The sequence below is a fragment of the Globicatella sanguinis genome, from assembly GCF_002847845.2.
GTDB lineage: Bacteria > Bacillota > Bacilli > Lactobacillales > Aerococcaceae > Globicatella > Globicatella sanguinis.
On sequence record NZ_CP126962.1, the window covers coordinates 2,439,480 to 2,459,976 of the forward strand.

Consider the following 20,497-nt stretch of genomic DNA (forward strand, 5'->3'; position numbering starts at 1 on the left):
CAAGTGACATCCTCATCTCTCTCCCATAACAATTAATTGTCACTTGAGATATACACAACATTTACCGACAGTTCTCCTCCCAAGAACTATCGGTTTTTTTTAGGTTTTGAGAATGAAGGTTAACCTTTTCTTAAATATTCATCGCTATTTGTTGGAATAAAAAATACTGTCCTATGATGATACAATTAGCTTATAAAGCTGTTGAACAAATAGGACAGTATTATTTATTTTGTATTACAGTTCGTAATGAGGTAAAAGTTCATTTAATTGATCAACATCCTGTTGAGTCGTTGACCAACTAGTCGCAAATCGAATGACGATATGATTTTCATCAAGGGTTTCCCAAAAACCAGTCGTTACAATTTCAGCAATTTTTTCATAATGATCTTTAGTAACAACAACGAATTGTTGATTAGTTGGGGAAGCTAAGTAAAATGGATAATTTTTTTCTCGTAAAATGACTTTTAATTGCTCCGCCATATCGATAGCATGTTCTCCTAATTTTAAGTATAAATCATCCGTGAAGAGTGCATCAAATTGAACACTTAGCAAACGACCTTTAGCAAGCATTGCACCAAATTGTTTAACGCGAGTATTAAAACGTTTTGGCATATTATTTTTTGTGAAAACAACGGCTTCACCGGCTAAAGCGCCGACTTTGGTACCACCGATATAAAAGACATCGACTAATTTTGCTAGAGTAGCCAAGTCAACGTCGGTCTCATTTGAAGCTAAACCATAAGCCAAGCGAGCCCCATCGACAAATAGTGGAATGTCAAATTCTTTACAAAGAGCCGAAAGTTCTTCTAATTCTGCTTTTGAATATAAAGTTCCGTATTCCGTAGGATGTGAAATGTACAGCATTCCAGGATAAACCATGTGTTCTTGATTACCATCGGCATAGAAAAACTCAATTAATTGGCGAACGTCTTTCGCGTTTAATTTACCTTCATAGTGAGGGACAGTTAAGACTTTATGTCCAGAATGTTCAATGGCTCCGGCTTCATGCACGGCAATATGGCCGGTATCAGCGGCAATCACACCCTCATATGGCATTAACATGGTATCAATCACAATTTTATTGGTTTGTGTCCCACCAGTTAATAAATAAACTTCCGCATCTTCTAATTGACAGGCTTGTTTAATTTTCTGGCTAGCTGATTCAGTGTAGGGATCTGTCCCATATCCAGCTAATGGTTCGAGATTAGTTTTGACTAATGCCTCTAATACTGTTGGATGTGCTCCTAATATATAATCACTTTGAAAATATAACAATTATATCCCTCATTCCTTAAATTTGGTGTCATTATATCAAGTATTTTTGTTAAATACTAGTTTTTCTCTTTATCATTTATTTCTATTTTCATTACTTTCGTAATTGCAAATTTACAATTTCGTCATCGCCAAAATGTTATTTAATCTGAGTTTCCAGATAATTAATTGAGGCTGGGCCTAAACTTTTGAACTCTGTTCAGTCATACTTATCTAATGAAAAGCGCAGTGGTAGAGTGGCCTCAAACTGCGTTTTAATGAGATTGGTTCTCAACTTGTTCATTTCAATCAACTTATTGCTCGGTAACTAAAAGCGCAATGGTTGAGTGGCCTCAAACTGCGTCTTAATGAGGTTCGGCAACAATTTGATAAAATCAAGCAAGTGATTGCTTGTTAATTAATAGCGCAGTGGTTGAGTGGCCTCAAACTGCGTCTTCATGACTTGTTTGAGGCCTACTCAACTGTGCGGGGGTAGGCCGACGAAGCGAAAATCAATCGATTTTCTACTTCTGGTCCACTCCCAATTTTAAGACCTTTACTTAGTCGCCTTATCGTTCGCTCCTTTAGTTTCAATCACTTCGTTGACTGTAGCAGCTTCAATCGCTTCTTTAGTTTCAATCACTTCGTTGACTGTAGCAGCTTCAATCGCTTCTTTAGTTTTAATCACTTCGTTGACTGTAGCAGCTTCAATCGCTTCGTTAACTGTAACAGCTTCATTAGCTTCATCTGGATTTAATGTTAAGACAATACGTTCGGCTGTTTTATTAGGAATCCCTAATGAACGAATTTCTTCTACACTCGCCAGTTTCACTTTATCTAATGATTTAAAATGTTTTAAAAGTTTAGTGCGGGTCGCAGGACCGACACCTTCAATTTCTTGTAGTTGAGAAGCGATTTGGCTTTTACTACGAACTTGTCGATGATAACTAATGGCATAGCGGTGAACTTCTTCTTGAACGCGTTGAATAAAATGAAACACTTGACTTCTAGGATCAACATCCAATACTTCTTCCGTGTAGCCATCCATTATCGCTGCTGTTTTATGATGATCATCTTTGACCATACCGGCAACAGGAATCGCTAGACCCAGTTCGTTTTCAATGACATCACGGGCAGCCCTAATTTGAATTTTGCCTCCATCCATTAACACTAAATCGGGTAGGGGAGCATTTTCTTTTAAGAGTCTGGTGTAACGGCGGCGAATGACTTCTTGTGTCGAAGCAAATTCATTACTACCTTCAACGGTTTTAATCTTGTATTTGCGATATTGTTTGCGATCGGGTTTACCATCGGTATAGACAACCATACCACTTACCGCATTGGTGCCTAAAATGTTTGAATGGTCAAAGGCTTCGATTTTATAAGCTTGTGGAATTTTTAATAATTGAGCTAAATCTTCAACCGCTTTGGTGGTTTTTAATTCTCGCATTTCAATTAAGCGGAATTTTTCATCTAAGGCAATTTTACTGTTTTTCTCACATAACTCTAACATGCTACGTTTTTTACCTCTCAATGGCGTCGATACGGGCAGTTCTAATACTTCTTCAAGTAATTCTTTGTCAATATCACTCGGAACTAATACTGCACGTGGTTTCATTTGAGACTGTTCTTTGTAAAAGCGAGCGATGAAGGTCGTCACTTCTTCTTCAGGATCAGCGTAGCTTGGAAAAATAGCGGCTTCTCGTTTTAAAATAGAACCTTGTCTTAACATAAAAACTTGTACTGATAACCATCCCTTATCTAAGGTATAGCCAAAGACATCCATATTATCATAATCTTGACTCATCACTGTTTGACGTTCAATCGTGGTCTCAATATATTTTAATTGATCGCGGTAATCTGCTGCCACTTCAAATTCTAATTTTTCAGCTGCTTCAGCCATTTTAACTTTTAAGTCTTGTTTAATATCATTCACATTGCCATTAAAAAACTGTTTAATTTTATTGATTTGGGCTGCGTATTCTTCTCTGGACACTTCATGATCACAAGGGCCAATACATTGTCCTAAATGATAATAGAAGCAAGCTCGTTTTTCATTTTTACCACAGCGACGTAAGGGATAAACTTTGTGTAAAAGTTGTTGAGTGCTTGTGGCCGCTCCCACATTAGGAAATGGACCAAAATAAGTAGCACCATCTTTACCTACAATATTGGTTAGAATTAATTGCGGGTGACGCTCATTGGTAATTTTGAGATAGGGATACATCGTCCCTTCTTTCAATTTAATATTATAAATAGGTTGATACTTTTGAATCAGATTGATTTCAAGTAGTAGCGCTTCTTTATTACTATTAGTGACGATGGTTTCAAAGTGGTGAATATCGGCTACTAATTTAGTTGTTTTCGTATCATGAGCGCCTCTAAAATAAGAACGAACTCGATTTTTTAAGTTTTTAGCTTTCCCGACATAGATGATTTGGTCATTTTTATCTTTCATTAGATAACAACCAGGCAGGTCAGGCAGTAAAGTTAACTTTTGTTCAATGCGATCACGAATTTCTTTCGCACTTAATTCTTGTTCACTCAAGATCGTCAACTCCTTTCTTGCACTTATCTATTATACTCTATCCCCCTTTAAAGCGCTAATTGATTGTTTAAATCTTACCCGATTTTCACTAGAATATGCTATAATTGTACTATTATCTTAAGAAGAGAGGGATACAATGAAATTTAATGACTATCCATATGAGCGTCCTAATTTGGACCAAGTAAAAACAGAGTTTATGCAACTTGTTACTGCTTTAAAAGACAGTGAGACAGCTGAAGCGGCGTATGAGGCCGTGCGTGGGATTCAAAAAATTCAAAACACGATTGATACCCAATATAACTTAGCTCTCATTCGTAATTCCATTGATACACGTGATGAGTTTTATGAAGCAGAAACTAGTTTTTGGGATGAAAATATGCCCGTAATTAGTGAATGGGTTAATGATTTTTATCGTGCGATTTTTGAATCAAAATTTTTAGCTGATTTAAAAGAGAAAGTACCCGCAACATTTTTCCAATTAGCTGAAAATAGTTTAAAAACATTCGATGTGAAAGTGATTCCTTTATTACAACAAGAGAATAAATTATCAACAGAATATTCTAAATTAATTGCTTCAGCTGAGATTGAATATAAAGGTCAAACTTATAATTTATCTGGTATGAGTCCCTTTACACAATCAACAAATCGCCAAGAACGTCGTGAAGCAACTGTTTTAGTGAGTGAATTCTTTGAAAAAAATCGTGATGAATTTGATCGCTTATATGATGAATTAGTGAAAACACGTGATGCGATTGCGAAGGCATTAGGATTTAATGATTTTGTTGAATTGGGCTATTTGCGTATGAATCGCTTGGATTACAATCGTAAAGATGTTGAAATCTATCGTCAAGAAGTTTTAAAACATGTAGTACCCTTAGTATCAAAATTGTATCAACGTCAACAACAACGATTAGGGTTAGATGCGTTGAAATCCTATGACTTAGGTTTTGAGTTTGAAGACGGTAATGCTAAGCCTAAAGGGACACCGGAGGAAATTTTAGCCAATGGTGTCAAAATGTACCATGAATTGTCACCAGAAACCGGTGAATTCATTGACTTTATGGTGGAAAAAGAATTATTAGATTTAGTCACTAAACCTGGTAAACAAAGTGGTGGTTATTGTACTTATATTCCAGATTTTGACTCTCCGTTTATTTTTTCTAACTTTAATGGTACTTCAGGCGACGTGGATGTTTTAACGCACGAAGCGGGACATGCTTTTCAAGTCTATTCTTCTCGTTGGATTGAGACGCCAGAAGTGGTATGGCCGACTTATGAGTCGTGTGAGATTCATTCGATGAGTATGGAATTTCTTGCCTATCCTTGGATGGAACTATTCTTTGAAGAACAAACCTTGAAATACAAATATAGTCATTTGTTTGGCACTTTATCATTTCTACCATATGGTGTATTAGTCGATCATTATCAACATGAAGTATATGAGCATCCAGAAATGACACCTGCACAAAGACGTGCCACTTGGAGAAAACTGGAAAAAATGTACAATCCTTGGAAAGACTATGATGGCATTGAACTATTAGAAGAAGGTGGCTTCTGGTTCCGTCAAGGCCATATCTTTAATTCGCCATTCTATTATATTGATTATACACTGGCGCAAGTATGTGCTTTACAATTTTGGAAACGAAGTCAAGTGGATCAAGATCCTAAAGCGTGGGATGATTATTTAGCGATTTGTCGAATCGGTGGTACTCAAAGCTTCAAACAAATTGTGAATAGCGCCAACTTATTGTCACCATTTGAAGCGGGAAGCTTAAGTGGGATTGTTAAGGAAGCGGACCGTTTTTTAGAGAATATTGCGGAAGCGGACTTAGTAACGCCATCAGATGATCAATAATTGTGCTTAGCACCTTATTGCTTTCCAGCTACTTACAAAATATTCTTATTATACAATAGTAGACCAGTTAAATGAATTCTTTGCAGAAAAAGTTGACAACAGTGGTTAAAATTTGTGGTTAACAGCCAAATTTTTAAGCAAAATAATCCATTAAATAGACATAGGGGCGACGGATGTTAAGCTAATTATATGTTAATTTCATACTGATTATTAAGGTTTTTTGGTAAAACACACCGATTTTATTCGAAATTTAAACCATATTATTTTTACCTTCGTCCTTTTTATGTTATATTAAGGATATATGAGGAGGAATTTAACTTATGATTATAGGATTACCAAGAGAATTGAAGGCAAGTGAAGACCGAGTTGGTTTAACGCCAGCGAACGTTAGTGAATTAGTGAATGCTGGACATCAAGTCTTAGTCGAAACCAATGCCGGAGAGGGATCTGGCTTTTCAGATGAGGAATATACAAAAGCAGGAGCGGAAATTAAAGCGACTGCTGCAGAAGTATGGAAAGCTGAAATGGTGATTAAGGTAAAAGAGCCTCTTAAAGAAGAATTTGATTATTTCTATGAAGGTTTAATTTTATTTGCTTATTTACATTTAGCACCAGAGTTAGAATTAACACAAGCGTTATTAGATAAAGGCGTTATTGCGGTTGCTTATGAAACAATGGCTCATGAAGGCACATTACCTTTATTAATGCCAATGTCAGAAGTAGCTGGACGTATGGCTGTACAAATTGGGGCTAATTTCCTTGAGAAAAATAACGGTGGACCTGGTATTTTACTAGGTGGTGTTCCAGGCGTTCGTCGTGCGAATGTTACAATCATTGGTGGGGGAGTTGTTGGTTTAAACAGTGCCCAATTAGCTTATGGTTTAGGCGCGAATGTAACGATTTTAGATGTGAACCCACAACGTTTAGCAGAATTAGAACAAATTTTAGGCCATGGTGTGCAAACATTAATGTCAAATGAAGCTAATATTCATCGAGCAGTTGTGGACTCAGATGTTGTAATTGGCTCTGTTCTAATTGCTGGTCGTCGTGCACCAGTATTAGTAAAAGAAGAAACAATTAAACAAATGCGTGAAGGTTCTGTCTTAATTGATATCGCCGTTGACCAAGGTGGTAACTTTGAAACAACGAGCCATGCAACCACACATAAAGATCCAACCTATGTAAAACATGGTGTGATTCATTATGCTGTTGCGAATATTCCAGGGGCTGTTCCAAGAACATCAACCATCGCATTAACGAATGCAACCTTACGCTATACGAAACAAATTGCTGGTAGTGGAATTGAAGAAGCATCTCTTAAAAATGAAACCATCATGACCGGTATCAATACTTACCGTGGTAAATTAACATCTAAAGCAGTCGCAGACTCACAAGATAGAGAATTTACAAATATTTTAGAAATAATTAAATAGAGAGCTTTTATCTTAAAGCAGTGAGCGAGAAGTATGAAACACTTATGTTTCGACTTCTTGCTTTTTTGCATCCAAAATATTATTTTGATTGTCAAATTAAGCTAGAATTTTTACCTAACACATAATACGTTTGCTTTTTTTCTAATTGATAATTAAAATGGTTGTTCGAAAGTTCAAGTATAAATTAGCCACTGACTTTAAGGTTTCCACAACGTCAGATTTGTGGCAAGTGTAGTGAGTCAGATTGATGCATTAAATCGTTAGAGCTTGACTTGGATGCTCCGGTATGATACTCGCGAATAGCGAGTTGGGGAAAGGGTTTGGGTAGAAGACCCAAAAAGCATCCCCAAATCATCATGCCGGGCTAGGCACCAAGTCAAGCTCTAACAATCAGGTGCCTTACGCAATGGATTCACTGTCTTAACAAACACATTGTGTGCATTAGAAAGCATCTATCCATCCAAGTTCCTTACAACAATCGATAAAAACTTCAATTGGCGTTCGATAACCTAATGATTTTCGTGGAATTTCATTGCGGAAATGAGCTGTTTGGCTGAGTATTTCCTGCGATATATCGGTAAAATCCATCCCCTTAGATAACCCATCTCTTCGAAGTAGTCCATTAGAGTGTTCATTTAAGCCGCGTTGTGACGGACAACCGGGATCAGCAAAGTAAATATTGATGTCATTGACATTTGAAATGGCTTGCCAATCAGAAAATTCTTTTCCACAATCAAACGTAATGGATTTAAATAAATTTCTCGGTAAATAAGCAAACCAGTTATCACAAGCGATTCGCACATCACTTGCTTTGCGACTGTTAATTTTTATCGGGATGATGAGTTTACTGATTCTTTCGACCAGTGTTAGGACTGCACTCTTATGGTCTTTTCCGACAATAGTGTCACCTTCTAGATGTCCAAATTCTTTCTCATATTGTGGATTTTCTTTTTGACGATCTTCGATGGTGCGTCTAAAGTGTTGTTTACCTCTTTTTTCCTGATACCCATTAGGTTTTCTCTTACCTTTCATCGGTAAAGTTGAGGGATCAAAGAGTTCCGAGTCTTTAAAACGACGATAAAGTGTTCGAGCTGTACATCCTAATGGGAGTTCATTCCGACCAATGATGACGTCAGGAGACCACCCCTGGTCCACTTTTTTCTTAATATATGTGATTTGTTTAGTGTTAAAGACCTTCTTTTTGGCACCACAGCGTGATTTATTCTCTTTATATTGATCGTAGTATTCCTGAATATTACCACTATTTTTAAGAAAATTAACGACGTTATAAATGGTTTGGATGGCCCGATTTAATTTTTTAGCGATATCCGTTACTTTTTTACCGCTATCGTAATAATTTTCTATCCAAATCAATTCTTTCATGGTAAGATGTGTATAAGCCATTTGTATGTACTCCTTCCTTAGCATGTGATTTTATGTTTAGGATACCATACAAATGGCCTATTTATTTTTCTAGCTTAATTTTACTATCCAAGTTATAAAAAATATTTATCATCAGAACGGTTTATGATAGAATAGAAAGGTATTAGTATTTTTTATAAGAGGAGGCAAGGAAATGGTTGAACTGATTGCAACAGTTGAGTCACTCCAACAAGCTGAAAACCTATTAAATGCAGGGGTAGATATTCTCTATTTTGGTGAGGACCAATTCGGATTGAGATTACCTTACTCCTTTACTCGTGAAGAGCAACGATCGTTAGTGGCTTTAGCTCATCAGAAAGGTAAAAAAGTTAGTATTGCGGTGAATGCAATCTTCCATAATGATGGAATTGAAAAAGTTCCTGAATATTTACAATTTTTAAAATCAATCAATGTGGATACGATAACGGTGGGAGACCCAGGAGTCGTTCAAATTATGAAAAATCCTGATTTATTTATACCTTATCGTTATGATGCGCAAGTGATAGTGACAAGTAGTAAATCCATCAATTTCTGGGCTAAAAGAGGAGCGGTCGGTGCGGTAATAGCTCGTGAAGTACCGCGTGATTCTTTAGAAATATTAGCGCGTGAATCGTTGGTGCCGGTGGAATTTTTAGTTTATGGTGCGACTTGTATTCATCAATCTAAACGTCCACTACTGCAAAATTATTATAATTATATCGGCAAAAATGAATCAGTGACACGTGATCGAGGCTTATTCTTATCCGAACCACGTAAACCAGAAAGTCATTATTCTATCTATCAAGATAGCAATGGTACACATATTTTTGCCAATAATGATGTATTGTTAGCGAAACATTTACAAGACTTAGTCGATATGGGCGTCGCTCAATTCAAATTAGAAGGTATTTTCTCGCCAGGAACTAATTTTGTCAAAATTGCGAAATTATTTGTTGATGCGCGTGATCAAATTGAAGCTGGGACATTTGATGCAATAGCCGCTCAAAAACTAGAAGAAGATGTGCGAACTTTACATCCAGCTAATCGTGGTCTTGATACAGGATTCTTCTTATATGAACCTGGATTTGTGAAGTAGGAGGAATAAGATGCGAACTATTACTAAAAAACCTGAAGTGTTAGCACCAGCTGGTACTTTAGAAAAGTTAAAAACAGCAATTCATTATGGAGCGGATGCAGTTTTTATTGGTGGAGAGCAATTTGGTTTACGCAGTCGTGCGGGGAACTTTGATTTTGATGAGATGTCAGAAGCGGTGCAATTTGCTCATAAACGCGGAGCGAAAGTTTACGTTACAGCCAATATGGTTACTCATGAGGGGGATGAGCAGGGAGCCGATGAATTTTTCCGTCATCTAAGAGATATTGGGATTGATGCAGTGATTGTATCTGATACCGCTCTAATGCAAATTTGTGTGGATGCAGCGCCTGGTTTACCAATTCATTTATCCACTCAAGCTTCAGCTGCTAATTATCAAAATTTAAATTTTTGGAAAGACGAAGGATTAGAACGAGTGGTCCTTGCGCGAGAAGTTTCCATGGAAGAAATTAATGAAATGAAAGAACGTGTCGATGTAGAAATTGAGGCTTTTATACATGGGGCAATGTGTATTTCTTATTCTGGTCGTTGTGTTCTTTCGAATCATATGGAAAACCGTGATGCCAACCGTGGTGGCTGTTGTCAGTCTTGTCGTTGGAAATATGGCTTATTTGATATCGCCATTAATGGTGACCGTCAGATGGTGGGTGCTGGTGAAGAAGGTATTGAAGAAAAATTCTCTATGAGTTCGGTCGATTTAGCGATGATTGAGCATATTCCGGATTTATGTGAAGCAGGCGTTGATAGTTTAAAAATTGAAGGACGCATGAAATCCATTCATTATGTATCGACTGTCGCAAATGTTTATCGTGCGGCTGTTGATGCTTATTGTGCAGATCCTGATCATTATGAATTAAAACAAGAATGGGTTGATGAATTATGGAAAGCGGCTCAACGTGAATTAGCCACTGGATTTTACTACAGTACTCCTTCAGAAAATGAACAATTATTTGGTAAACGTCGTAAAATCCCTCAATATGGTTTTATTGGTCAAGTGCTAGACTATGATCCAGTCACTCAAATTGCAACGATTCAACAACGCAATAATTTTAAAGTTGGTGATGATATTGAGTTTTACGGACCTGGTATGCGTCATTTTGAACAACATTTAACGGAATTATGGGATGAAGAAGATAATGCGATAGAAGTGGCCCCTCATGCTATGATGATTTGTAAAATGAAAGTCAACCAACCAGTTGAAAAATTTGATATGATTCGTAAACGTAAATAATCGCTAAACTTGTTTAGCGACAAAAAACCCCCCTAGTAGTTACTTAAAAGTTGAGCTGCCCCCCAAAAGTTAGACCAAAAATCTAACTTTTGGGGGGCAGCTCAGCTCAGTAAACTACTTTCGGGGAGATTTTTTGCGTTTAAATAAAAAATACACTGTAGTACGATTAACTGATCCTTTGCAATTTGATGAAGTCGGACCCTTTATAGGAACTTTTTGTGATTTACTTTATAATCAGTCGCATCAACTCTATCATTCGCCTCAAATTGATATGCTATTGTTATTTTTCTACTTATTATCTTTTTGTTGGTCTTTAATTTTTAGTTGAAGTTTAGCATAAGTACGGTTAATGTAAGGCATTAAGAAGTTATTTTCTTTAATCTCTGCAATTAACTGTGCTTTATTACAAAATTCTGCTGCTTTAGTAAAATCATCTGCAATAATTGCATTATCAGCCAATAATAAATATAATGAATCGATGCTTTGTAAATCTTTTGTTTGAGCAGATAGATGAACCGCATTTTCTGCATAAAAATTGGATTCCATAATCTTTAATAGATAGGAGTTTGAACGTGCAAGTCCAAATAAAATTTTAATCTGATAGTGTAAAAAAATTGTTTTATTTTCAACTAATTTTAGTGCTTTTTCAAAATATTCAATCGCTTCATTATAGTTTTCTAACGAAAAATAATAATCAGCAACCGAATTTAATAAATCTTGGATAGTAAAATTAAGCTAGAAAAATAAATAGGCCATTTGTATGGTATCCTAAACATAAAATCACATGCTAAGGAAGGAGTACACACAAATGGCTTATACACATCTTACCATGAAAGAATTGATTTGGATAGAAAATTATTACGATAGCGGTAAAAAAGTAACGGATATCGCTAAAAAATTAAATCGGGCCATCCAAACCATTTATAACGTCGTTAATTTTCTTAAAAATAGTGGTAATATTCAGGAATACTACGATCAATATAAAGAGAATAAATCACGCTGTGGTGCCAAAAAGAAGGTCTTTAACACTAAACAAATCACATATATTAAGAAAAAAGTGGACCAGGGGTGGTCTCCTGACGTCATCATTGGTCGGAATGAACTCCCATTAGGATGTACAGCTCGAACACTTTATCGTCGTTTTAAAGACTCGGAACTCTTTGATCCCTCAACTTTACCGATGAAAGGTAAGAGAAAACCTAATGGGTATCAGGAAAAAAGAGGTAAACAACACTTTAGACGCACCATCGAAGATCGTCAAAAAGAAAATCCACAATATGAGAAAGAATTTGGACATCTAGAAGGTGACACTATTGTCGGAAAAGACCATAAGAGTGCAGTCCTAACACTGGTCGAAAGAATCAGTAAACTCATCATCCCGATAAAAATTAACAGTCGCAAAGCAAGTGATGTGCGAATCGCTTGTGATAACTGGTTTGCTTATTTACCGAGAAATATATTTAAATCCATTACGTTTGATTGTGGAAAAGAATTTTCTGATTGGCAAGCCATTTCAAATGTCAATGACATCAATATTTACTTTGCTGATCCCGGTTGTCCGTCACAGCGAGGTTTAAATGAACACTCTAATGGACTTCTTCGAAGAGATGGGTTATCTAAGGGGATGGATTTTACTGATATATCGCAGAAAACACTCAGCCAAACAGCCCATTTCCGCAATGAAATTCCACGAAAATCATTAGGTTATCGAACGCCAATTGAAGTTTTTATCGATTGTTGTAAGGAACTTGGATGGCTAGATGCTTTCTAATGCACACAATGTGTTTGTTAAGGCAGTGAATCCATTACGTACGGCACCTGATTGTTAGAGCTTGACTTGGTGCCTAGCCCGGCATGATGATTTGGGGATGCTTTTTGGGTCTCCTACCCAAATCCTTTCCCCAACTCGCTATCCGCGAGTATCATACCGGAGCATCCAAGTAAAGCTCTAACGATTTAATGCATCAATCTGACTCACTACACCTGCCACAAATTTAACTATGTGAAAAACTTAAAGTCAGTAGCTAATTTATACTTGAACTTTCGAACAAACATTTAAATTATCAATTAGACCAAAAGCCAACGTATTATGTGTTAGGTAAAAATTCTAGCTTAATTTGACAATCAAAAAATTAATATGAAGTTCAAGGTCACCTAGTTCTGGTCGATTTTTATTTTCTAATATACTAATCGCCTGTTCACAGTTTGCAATTGCATCCTCAATAAGATTATAATTATTCGCTAAGATGATGGATTCAATCCATAGTTTATAAGTTGAACTGATTGGAGAAAAGCTCGCATCATTCACCACTTCATTAAAGAAATGTTCGAGAGCTAAATATCGATTTTCTTCAATAAAGGTATTTATTTTTTGTTGAAATTTTGGAATAGCAGAAGTAATATTTTGGCCAACATCATCCACTTCACCAATCAAATAGCCAACCGTTACATCGAGTTTTTGCGCAATTTTATGTAAAATTTTAATATCAGAATCAACTTCATTTTTTTCGATTTTGGAAATCAGTCCTTGACTGCAAATATCTTTCGCGAGATCTTTTTGTGTCATATTTTTTTTGGAGACGTAGTTTTTTTATTTTTTCCGCATAATTAATATCCATTTTGATGTTCCTCCATCTAGTAATGTCAACTGAATTATATCGAAAAAACGCTTTAAATAGCAAGAGATTAGGCTTTTAATAGGTCATAATGAGATGAAACAAAAAAACGAGACTTCCTAGAAATTTATTCATTTCTAGTGAGTCTTGTTTTGGCTGATACAAAATTCGTAGAAAGTACTATACAACTAGCGTTTTTTGCACTTTATTAATGACTATTGGGAAGGTGAGTAGGCAAGTCAGGGAATATCATCATAATAAACGGCATAGATTGGTTTTATTTACCTAAAATCTTCTGGGTATTAGCAAAATGCAATTTAGCAGTTTTATCTAATATTTTAGGACCAAATTGTTTTACTAGGCGTCTTCCAATTTGATCAACATTTAAACCGGCACCGGATGGTAGGACGGTGTTGTAAGGTTTACCTAATTTGGTTAGCGATTCTAGAAAGGCAGCCCGTGCAATAATAGAAGCACAAGCAACTGCTAAGTGATGACTCTCGCCTTTTTTTTCAAAATAAATTTTACCTTTATATGGATTTGCTTCCTTTTTTAAATATTGATAATAATTTTTTTCGCTAGTGAATTCATCAATTAAAATACCTTGTAATTGATTTTTTTCATCATCTGATAGCTTGGCTATTAATTTTTGTATAGTAAAATTATGTAAGGAGACTTTGATGGCATTGGCATTACGTGTTTGATTGGCTTCATTGTATTTCTCAGGAGAACAGATGGTTAAATGATAAGGCACACATTCTTTAATTTGCCAAGCCAACTCAATAATTTGTTTATCCGTCAATAATTTTGAATCTTTAACGCCTAGTTCTTTCATTAACGGCTGCTTTTCTTTCGGTAAATAGACGGCACAAACGGTTAAAGCACCAAAATAACTGCCATTTCCTACTTCATCACTCCCAATGATCGTCCAATCAGCAAAATCATGAGGTAAATGAGTAGAGGCAACGGTTTTTGACGATGTTGTTTTTTGACTGGCAGTTCCCCAAATAGCTGCTTCATTTTCGGCACCATGACCTTGAAAAAGAACTTTACCACTTTGATACGCGGTAATAACAATGCCGTTTTTTTTGGCACGGAAAATACTATAAGGAACTGGAGACTGCATATAATGTTGATAATGTGTGGACATTTCCTTAATTTTTTCAGGACTTAATACGAGTGTTTGACTAGACAAGCGAATCCCTCCTTATTTATAAATGCTCTTTTATTATATCATAGGGTTAGTAAAGATTGAATTAAATATGAAACTTCTTAGAAAACGTGCAATAAACGCTATTTTCTGATAAAATGTAGTGTATATAAAATACTACTATAGCAGAAGGGAAGAAGATTGTGAGCGAGAAACGTCGTTTTAATGTGACGATTGCTGGGCGACCTTATACAATTGTTGGTGAACGTTCAAACGAACACATGGAGGCAGTAGTTGAATTGGTGAATACTCAATTAAGTCAATTATCTGAACTAGCCCCTCAGTTATCTATTATGGATCACAGTATTTTAATGGCAGTCAATGCTGTCAGTGATCAACTCGTGAAGGAAGCTAGAATTATGGAATTAGAAGCAGAGCTTGAACAGTTAAAAGCGGCTCCAGCATCATCTAAATTAAATGCTAATATTCCATATCGAAAATAATTTTAAAGAGGAGGCTGTCTGATGTTAACTTTAATAATTTTAATTATCTTAGCCTATAGTTTTTATACCGGATTTAGACGTGGTTTAGTAATGCAATTGGTGCAATTATTAGGTTATGTTATTACTTTTATCTTAGCTACCAAATATTTTGAACCCTTATCTCAATATGTCGAGATGATTATTCCATTTCCATCCGTTCAGCAAAATACTAATTTGATATTTTATGATGAAGCACAAAGCTTCTTAGTAGACCAAGCATTTTACCGCGCTGTTACTTTCGTCGTTATTGGATTAATCGGTTGGTTATTGACGAAGTTTTTAGCCGTGTTTTTCACTAGAATTACTTATTATAATGTTTTAAGTATTGTTAATTATATTGGTGGTGGCTTAATCAATCTACTGATTACTTTTGTCATGATTTATATCTTTTTATTTATTTTATCGTTAATTCCAATTGAGTTTATTCAACAACAGTTTGTTGATAATCCACTCGCTTATCGCATTGTTGCTGATACGCCTTTTCTATCAAAATGGGCGGCAGAAACGTGGTTAACGGTTAATCCTTTTGGATAAACAAATGATAAGGCTGGACAAAACTTTAAAAATTCTATTTAGTTCATCTGTTTATTTTATAGCGCAGTGATAAGTGGTTTCAAACTGCGTCTGAAAGAGGCTGGTCATCGACTTAAAAATTCTATTTGGTTCCAGCTGATTATTTTATAGCGTAGTGGTGAGTGGTCAGACGAAGCGAAAATCAATCGATTTTCAACTTCTTGCCCACTCCTTTATTGTCTTTTTGAAGGAGAGTGTCCGATGAGTTCCAATACAAAAATTTATGAAACATTAGAATTTGCTAAAGTACAAGCACAAGTACAACAATATATTCAAACAGAATTAGGAAAAGAAAAAGTACAAGCCATGCGGATTAGTGCTGACTTAGATCAGCTTGAAGAATGGCAATTAGAAACTGAGCAAGCATTAGGTATTTTAACACAACGTAAAGTCATGCCGATACCTCGTTTAAATAATTTAGCACCGGCTTTAAGACGTTTAAAATTAGAAGCCAGTTTAAATGCATTGGAGATTGCACAAGTAGGTCGTCTGTTAAAAACGATTAAACAATTAATTACTTTTTTTGATGAATTGGCTGAGGATGATCAAGTTTATCCGGCTTTATCAAAGTGGGTCGACCAATGTGTTCATTTGCCTCAAATTGAAAAGTTAATTGAACAATCAATTACTGAAGAGGGGAGTGTATTGTCAACTGCTTCCACCGAGCTAGCTTCAATTCGCCGTCAACAAACACAAACAGAAGAACAAATCCGTAATCAATTAAATCAATTAGTCAAATCAAAAGCGAGTCAGCTATCCGATACATTAGTGACCATGCGTAATGATGTGTATGTTTTACCGGTTAAAGCAGAATACCGTAATCAATTTGGTGGTCGTATTCATGATCAAAGTAGTACGGGGCAAACGCTCTATATCGAACCACAAGCGGTAATGGTTTTAAATCAAAAACGGGCTGAATTATTAGTGGCTGAACGTAAAGAAATTGAACGAATTTTGATGGAAATATCAGTCGAATTGATGCCGCATTATGAATCTTTAAAACATAATCAATTAATGGTTAGTGAATTAGACTTTATTCAAGCAAGAGCAGAACATGCTCGTGCATTCGAGGCAGTAAAGCCGAAATTTTCAGTGGACAATCATGTAGCGTTGTGGCAAGCGCGTCACCCCTTAATAGATGCTAAAGATATTGTAGCCAATGATATCATTATCGGCGAAGAGTATCGTGCTTTGATTATTACGGGACCTAATACCGGTGGGAAAACCATTCTCTTAAAAACGCTGGGTTTACTACAAATGATGGCGCAAACGGGATTGCATATTCCAGCTGATCGAGGAAGTCAAGTTGGTGTCTTTGACGATATTTTTGCAGACATTGGAGATGAGCAGTCGATCGAGCAAAGTTTATCGACGTTCTCGAGTCACATGACCAATACGGTCCGTATTCTAGAACAAGCGACTTATCAATCGCTAGTACTATTTGACGAATTAGGTTCAGGTACTGATCCGCAAGAAGGGGCCGCTTTGGCAATGGCGATTTTGAATTATTTCCGTAAAGTCGACGCGACGGTCATGGCGACTACACACTATCCTGAACTCAAATTATATGCACACGATACGCCAAAAACTATCAATGCCAGTATGGAATTTGATGTCACGACATTATCGCCAACTTATCGTCTATTAATTGGTGTGCCAGGACGTAGTAATGCTTTTGATATTTCTCAACGTTTAGGACTACGAGCGGATATTTTAGAAGAAGCACGTGGAGGCATTGACACTGAAACTCAGTCCGTCAATGAAATGGTAGCGAATTTAGAACGGGAGCGTCGCGAAGCTGAATTAGCTCATGAAGAAGCTTTAGAACAACTTGCTTTAGCTGAACAACTTCATAAAGACTTACGAACAGAATATAATCGTTGGCTAGAGCAAAAAAATCAAATCGTTGAAAAAGCTAAACAAGAAGCGAATGAAAAAGTAGAAGACGCTAAAAATCAAGCGGAAAAAATGCTTCAAGAAATTCGTGAGTTACAATTAGAACAAGGTAGTCGTGATAATATTAAGGAACATGTCTTAATAGATAAGAAAAATGCCTTTGATGATTTGAAAATGCCAGAAAACCTTAAGAAAAATAAAGTACTTCGTCGTGCGAAACGTCAACGCCAATTTCATGAAGGCGATGATGTCGAAGTCATTTCTTATGGACAACGAGGTACCATTGTTGAACAGACAGGCGCCGAAGAGTATATTGTCCAAATGGGTATCTTGAAGATGAAAGTAAAAGCTGATGAATTAGAACCATTGGATAAAGTGGAATCGAAAGTAAAAGTGAACGTTCAACGTAGTGCAGGTCCGAAAGTACAAACCACCTTAGATTTACGTGGTGAACGCTATGAAAATGCCTTACATCGCTTAAGTCAATATTTAGATAGTGCCTTATTATCGCATCACCCAATGGTGACCATCATTCATGGAAAAGGCACAGGAGCCCTCAGACAAGGGGTTCGTGAAGCTTTAAAACGCCATCCACAAGTCGATCATTTTGAATATTCAGCGCCGAATGCTGGCGGCAATGGTTCAACCGTGGTATACTTTAAATAATTAAGCGAAGTCATAATTATCACTCAATATTAATAAAATAGCTTATCGATCAATTTTGAGCGCTATTTCTCATTAGGTACTATTTTTCGCTGACGCACATCAATTTTAGAATAAAAAGCGAGCAACCTCTCAGCAATAAAGAGTTTGCTCGTTTATTTTATTGGATTATTTACTTAGTTTAGTACGATTAAATTAAGTTCTTTTCAATGACTAAGTTTAAACGATTAGTATTCGGGTCATTAATAACACCGCAATAATTATATGGTATGTTGATTGAGACAGAACCTCGTTCGAATTCACGTCAAAGCACAAAAATTTGTGATGGAATTAGGTGATTATTCTAAGTAAGAAAGTTCAGGTTAGAAAAATAGGGTAACTAACTTGAGTAAGATATTGATGCTAGACAAATTTCTTGATTATCCTTCGTAAAATAAATAATCGCTAGCAAATTCAGATTCACTGGTCATCATAATTCCTAAGTTACGATAAGATTCTTCATCAGATTTTGCTGGAATGACCGTACTATGAGCTTGTAATGTTTTTAATTTATCGAGTTGTTTTAAAGCCAAGTCAGCAGTGGGGTTGGTAACGGCTGAAATACTTAATGCAATTAGAATTTCGTGGGTATTTAAAACATGATTACGGCGTTTTAAATATGTACTATTTAAATCGTCAATCGCTTTTAAAATCATTGGTGTTAATAAATGTAAATCATCACTGATATTGGCTAAAGCTTTAATCGCATTGAGGACACACGCAGCCGAAGCCGTCATCATTTCACTGCTTTTACCGGTTATAATGGTCTGATTTGGTAATTCAATGGCTACAACCGGAACGCCTTCTTTTTCCGCTTTTTGCAGTGAGGCCGCAACGACTGGACGATCATCAGTTGTCAATGCCATTTCGTCCATAATTAATTTACTTCTTTGAGCAGTTGCGAGGGTAGCAGTTCCTTTTTTATAAGCGGTTTGTGATTCAAAATAACGTCGAATAATTTCTTGCTTAGCGGCTTCTTCCACGACCTTTTGGTCAGTAATCGCAAACCCTACTCGGTTTACGCCCATGTCCGTAGGGGAGTGGTATTCAATTTCGGCACCGCCATTAATACGCGTTAAAATTCTTCTTAACAATGGGAAAGCCTCAATATCTCGGTTGTAATTGACCGTTGTTTCGCCATAATGCTGTAGGTGGAAGGTGTCGATCATATTGACATCTTCTAAGTCAACCGTAGCGGCCTCATAAGCGATATTTACTGGATGGTCGAGAGGTAAGTTCCACACAGGGAAAGTTTCGAACTTGGCATAGCCAGCTGAATGACCATGTTGCACTTCGTGATAAAGTTGATTTAAGCAAGTAGCTAATTTACCACTATTTGCTCCGGGGGCAGTTACAACTACTAAAGGTTTAGTGGTTTTGATGAATTCATTTTGACCATAGCCTTCTTCTGAAACAATAGTATCAATATCCATAGGATAACCTTGAGTATGCCCATGTGTGTAAACTTTTATACCGCGACGTTCTAACTTAGTTTTTAATTGTTGTGCAGGTGATTGGCCAGTAAAGCGAGTAATGACAACACTGTTAACACTTAAATCCCAATGACGTAAATCATCAATTAATTTTAATAAATCTTGGTCATAGGTAATGCCATAATCGCCACGAACTTTGTTACTTTCAATGTCTCCGGCATAAATACAAATGATAATTTCAGCTTGTTCACGTAAACGGTATAATAGCTTAATTTTACCGTCTGGATCGAAACCAGGTAAAACTCTAGATGCATGATAATCCCCGATTAATTTTCCACCAAACTCGAGGTATAATTTATCATAATGATTAACACGTTCCATAATGTATTGACTTTGTTCATCAAGATACTTTTCACTATCAAATCCAATTTTCATATTATCATTCCTCTCGCTATAACTCATTTAACCATTGTACCAAAATTAATCTAAAATAAAAGTCCTGAGACTAGGTAAAAATGAAAAAATTTATTTTTGGTTCCATCTTTTTTGTTAGTCCTATGATTGAGAGGGATCGAACAGCTTCTAAAGGCGACTATCATAAACTTGATCCATTCAGTCAAGTTATAGTTCGATTATTTGATAGCACTGTGCTTGCGTGGTTTATTCGCTATCCTAACGCGATGTCAATTAACCACAAATATTATTTTTAAAAATATAACATAAGGTTCCAAGTTATATTTCAATTTGGTAAAA

At 36.2% G+C, this 20,497-nt stretch carries 15 protein-coding genes and 1 pseudogene; 8 read left to right on the forward strand and 8 right to left on the reverse strand.

Annotated features, from left to right (window positions below):
* Positions 1-234: 234 nt before the first annotated feature.
* Positions 235-1,275, reverse strand: coding sequence for a threonine aldolase family protein (locus CYJ72_RS10775; RefSeq protein ID WP_284629819.1), 1,041 nt, complete (start codon positions 1,273-1,275; stop codon positions 235-237).
* Between the two features lie 532 nt (positions 1,276-1,807).
* Complete coding sequence (uvrC, locus tag CYJ72_RS10780; RefSeq protein ID WP_284629820.1) at positions 1,808-3,799, reverse strand: excinuclease ABC subunit UvrC; 1,992 nt, start codon at positions 3,797-3,799, stop codon at positions 1,808-1,810.
* 136 nt (positions 3,800-3,935) lie between these two features.
* Here uvrC and CYJ72_RS10785 point away from each other — a divergent pair, with 136 nt between their 5' ends.
* The gene (locus tag CYJ72_RS10785; protein ID WP_284629821.1) at positions 3,936-5,654 is read left to right on the forward strand and encodes a M3 family oligoendopeptidase; all 1,719 of its coding nucleotides are present in this window, start codon (positions 3,936-3,938) and stop codon (positions 5,652-5,654) included.
* 320 nt (positions 5,655-5,974) lie between these two features.
* The gene (gene ald, locus CYJ72_RS10790; RefSeq protein WP_071408662.1) at positions 5,975-7,087 is read left to right on the forward strand and encodes an alanine dehydrogenase; all 1,113 of its coding nucleotides are present in this window, start codon (positions 5,975-5,977) and stop codon (positions 7,085-7,087) included.
* Between the two features lie 441 nt (positions 7,088-7,528).
* On the opposite strand, the gene CYJ72_RS10795 is transcribed toward ald, so the two are convergent.
* Positions 7,529-8,491, reverse strand: coding sequence for an IS30 family transposase (locus tag CYJ72_RS10795; RefSeq protein ID WP_101975427.1), 963 nt, complete (start codon positions 8,489-8,491; stop codon positions 7,529-7,531).
* A 172-nt stretch (positions 8,492-8,663) separates the two neighbouring features.
* On the opposite strand from CYJ72_RS10795, the gene CYJ72_RS10800 reads away from it, so the two are divergent.
* Complete coding sequence (locus CYJ72_RS10800) at positions 8,664-9,584, forward strand: peptidase U32 family protein (protein ID WP_284629822.1); 921 nt, start codon at positions 8,664-8,666, stop codon at positions 9,582-9,584.
* A 10-nt stretch (positions 9,585-9,594) separates the two neighbouring features.
* Positions 9,595-10,833: a peptidase U32 family protein gene (locus CYJ72_RS10805; RefSeq protein WP_101813333.1), complete on the forward strand. Its 1,239-nt coding sequence runs from the start codon at positions 9,595-9,597 to the stop codon at positions 10,831-10,833.
* 288 nt (positions 10,834-11,121) lie between these two features.
* Here CYJ72_RS10805 and CYJ72_RS10810 read toward each other — a convergent pair whose 3' ends face one another.
* Positions 11,122-11,379 (reverse strand): hypothetical protein, encoded by a 258-nt coding sequence (locus tag CYJ72_RS10810; RefSeq protein WP_284629823.1) that lies wholly within the window; start codon positions 11,377-11,379, stop codon positions 11,122-11,124.
* A gap of 87 nt (positions 11,380-11,466) precedes the next feature.
* A pseudogene (locus CYJ72_RS11700) lies at positions 11,467-11,556 on the reverse strand (tetratricopeptide repeat protein); the annotation flags it as partial.
* A gap of 85 nt (positions 11,557-11,641) precedes the next feature.
* On the opposite strand from CYJ72_RS11700, the gene CYJ72_RS10815 reads away from it, so the two are divergent.
* Complete coding sequence (locus tag CYJ72_RS10815; protein WP_284629705.1) at positions 11,642-12,604, forward strand: IS30 family transposase; 963 nt, start codon at positions 11,642-11,644, stop codon at positions 12,602-12,604.
* A 336-nt stretch (positions 12,605-12,940) separates the two neighbouring features.
* Here the strand turns inward: CYJ72_RS10815 and CYJ72_RS10820 are convergent, their stop codons facing one another.
* Both CYJ72_RS10820 and rnhC read right to left on the reverse strand, forming a co-directional pair.
* Positions 12,941-13,399 (reverse strand): helix-turn-helix domain-containing protein, encoded by a 459-nt coding sequence (locus CYJ72_RS10820; protein ID WP_284629824.1) that lies wholly within the window; start codon positions 13,397-13,399, stop codon positions 12,941-12,943.
* 326 nt (positions 13,400-13,725) lie between these two features.
* Positions 13,726-14,643, reverse strand: coding sequence for a ribonuclease HIII (gene rnhC / locus CYJ72_RS10825; protein ID WP_284629825.1), 918 nt, complete (start codon positions 14,641-14,643; stop codon positions 13,726-13,728).
* A 158-nt stretch (positions 14,644-14,801) separates the two neighbouring features.
* Here rnhC and CYJ72_RS10830 point away from each other — a divergent pair, with 158 nt between their 5' ends.
* The 3 genes from CYJ72_RS10830 to CYJ72_RS10840 all read left to right on the forward strand — a co-directional run bounded on the left by CYJ72_RS10830 (position 14,802) and on the right by CYJ72_RS10840 (position 18,275).
* Complete coding sequence (locus CYJ72_RS10830) at positions 14,802-15,101, forward strand: cell division protein ZapA (RefSeq protein WP_284629826.1); 300 nt, start codon at positions 14,802-14,804, stop codon at positions 15,099-15,101.
* A 21-nt stretch (positions 15,102-15,122) separates the two neighbouring features.
* Positions 15,123-15,674 carry a CvpA family protein gene (locus CYJ72_RS10835; protein WP_284629827.1) on the forward strand — a complete coding sequence of 184 codons (552 nt, stop codon included), beginning with the start codon at positions 15,123-15,125 and terminating at the stop codon, positions 15,672-15,674.
* Positions 15,675-15,914: 240 nt separating this feature from the next.
* Positions 15,915-18,275, forward strand: coding sequence for an endonuclease MutS2 (locus CYJ72_RS10840; RefSeq protein WP_284629828.1), 2,361 nt, complete (start codon positions 15,915-15,917; stop codon positions 18,273-18,275).
* Between the two features lie 416 nt (positions 18,276-18,691).
* Here the strand turns inward: CYJ72_RS10840 and CYJ72_RS10845 are convergent, their stop codons facing one another.
* Complete coding sequence (locus CYJ72_RS10845; protein ID WP_284629829.1) at positions 18,692-20,179, reverse strand: DUF1846 domain-containing protein; 1,488 nt, start codon at positions 20,177-20,179, stop codon at positions 18,692-18,694.
* Positions 20,180-20,497 lie beyond the last annotated feature (318 nt).

Bases quoted from the DNA above. Each gene is read 5' to 3' on its own strand.
- CYJ72_RS10820 (WP_284629824.1), bottom strand. From the start codon at position 13,399: ATGACACAAAAAGATCTCGCGAAAGATATTTGCAGTCAAGGACTGATT.
- CYJ72_RS10805 (WP_101813333.1), top strand. From the start codon at position 9,595: ATGCGAACTATTACTAAAAAACCTGAAGTGTTAGCACCAGCTGGTACT.
- CYJ72_RS10815 (WP_284629705.1), top strand. From the start codon at position 11,642: ATGGCTTATACACATCTTACCATGAAAGAATTGATTTGGATAGAAAAT.
- CYJ72_RS10845 (WP_284629829.1), bottom strand. From the start codon at position 20,179: ATGAAAATTGGATTTGATAGTGAAAAGTATCTTGATGAACAAAGTCAA.
- CYJ72_RS10840 (WP_284629828.1), top strand. From the start codon at position 15,915: ATGAGTTCCAATACAAAAATTTATGAAACATTAGAATTTGCTAAAGTA.
- CYJ72_RS10810 (WP_284629823.1), bottom strand. From the start codon at position 11,379: ATGGAATCCAATTTTTATGCAGAAAATGCGGTTCATCTATCTGCTCAA.
- CYJ72_RS10800 (WP_284629822.1), top strand. From the start codon at position 8,664: ATGGTTGAACTGATTGCAACAGTTGAGTCACTCCAACAAGCTGAAAAC.
- CYJ72_RS10835 (WP_284629827.1), top strand. From the start codon at position 15,123: ATGTTAACTTTAATAATTTTAATTATCTTAGCCTATAGTTTTTATACC.
- ald (WP_071408662.1), top strand. From the start codon at position 5,975: ATGATTATAGGATTACCAAGAGAATTGAAGGCAAGTGAAGACCGAGTT.
- CYJ72_RS10795 (WP_101975427.1), bottom strand. From the start codon at position 8,491: ATGGCTTATACACATCTTACCATGAAAGAATTGATTTGGATAGAAAAT.
- CYJ72_RS10785 (WP_284629821.1), top strand. From the start codon at position 3,936: ATGAAATTTAATGACTATCCATATGAGCGTCCTAATTTGGACCAAGTA.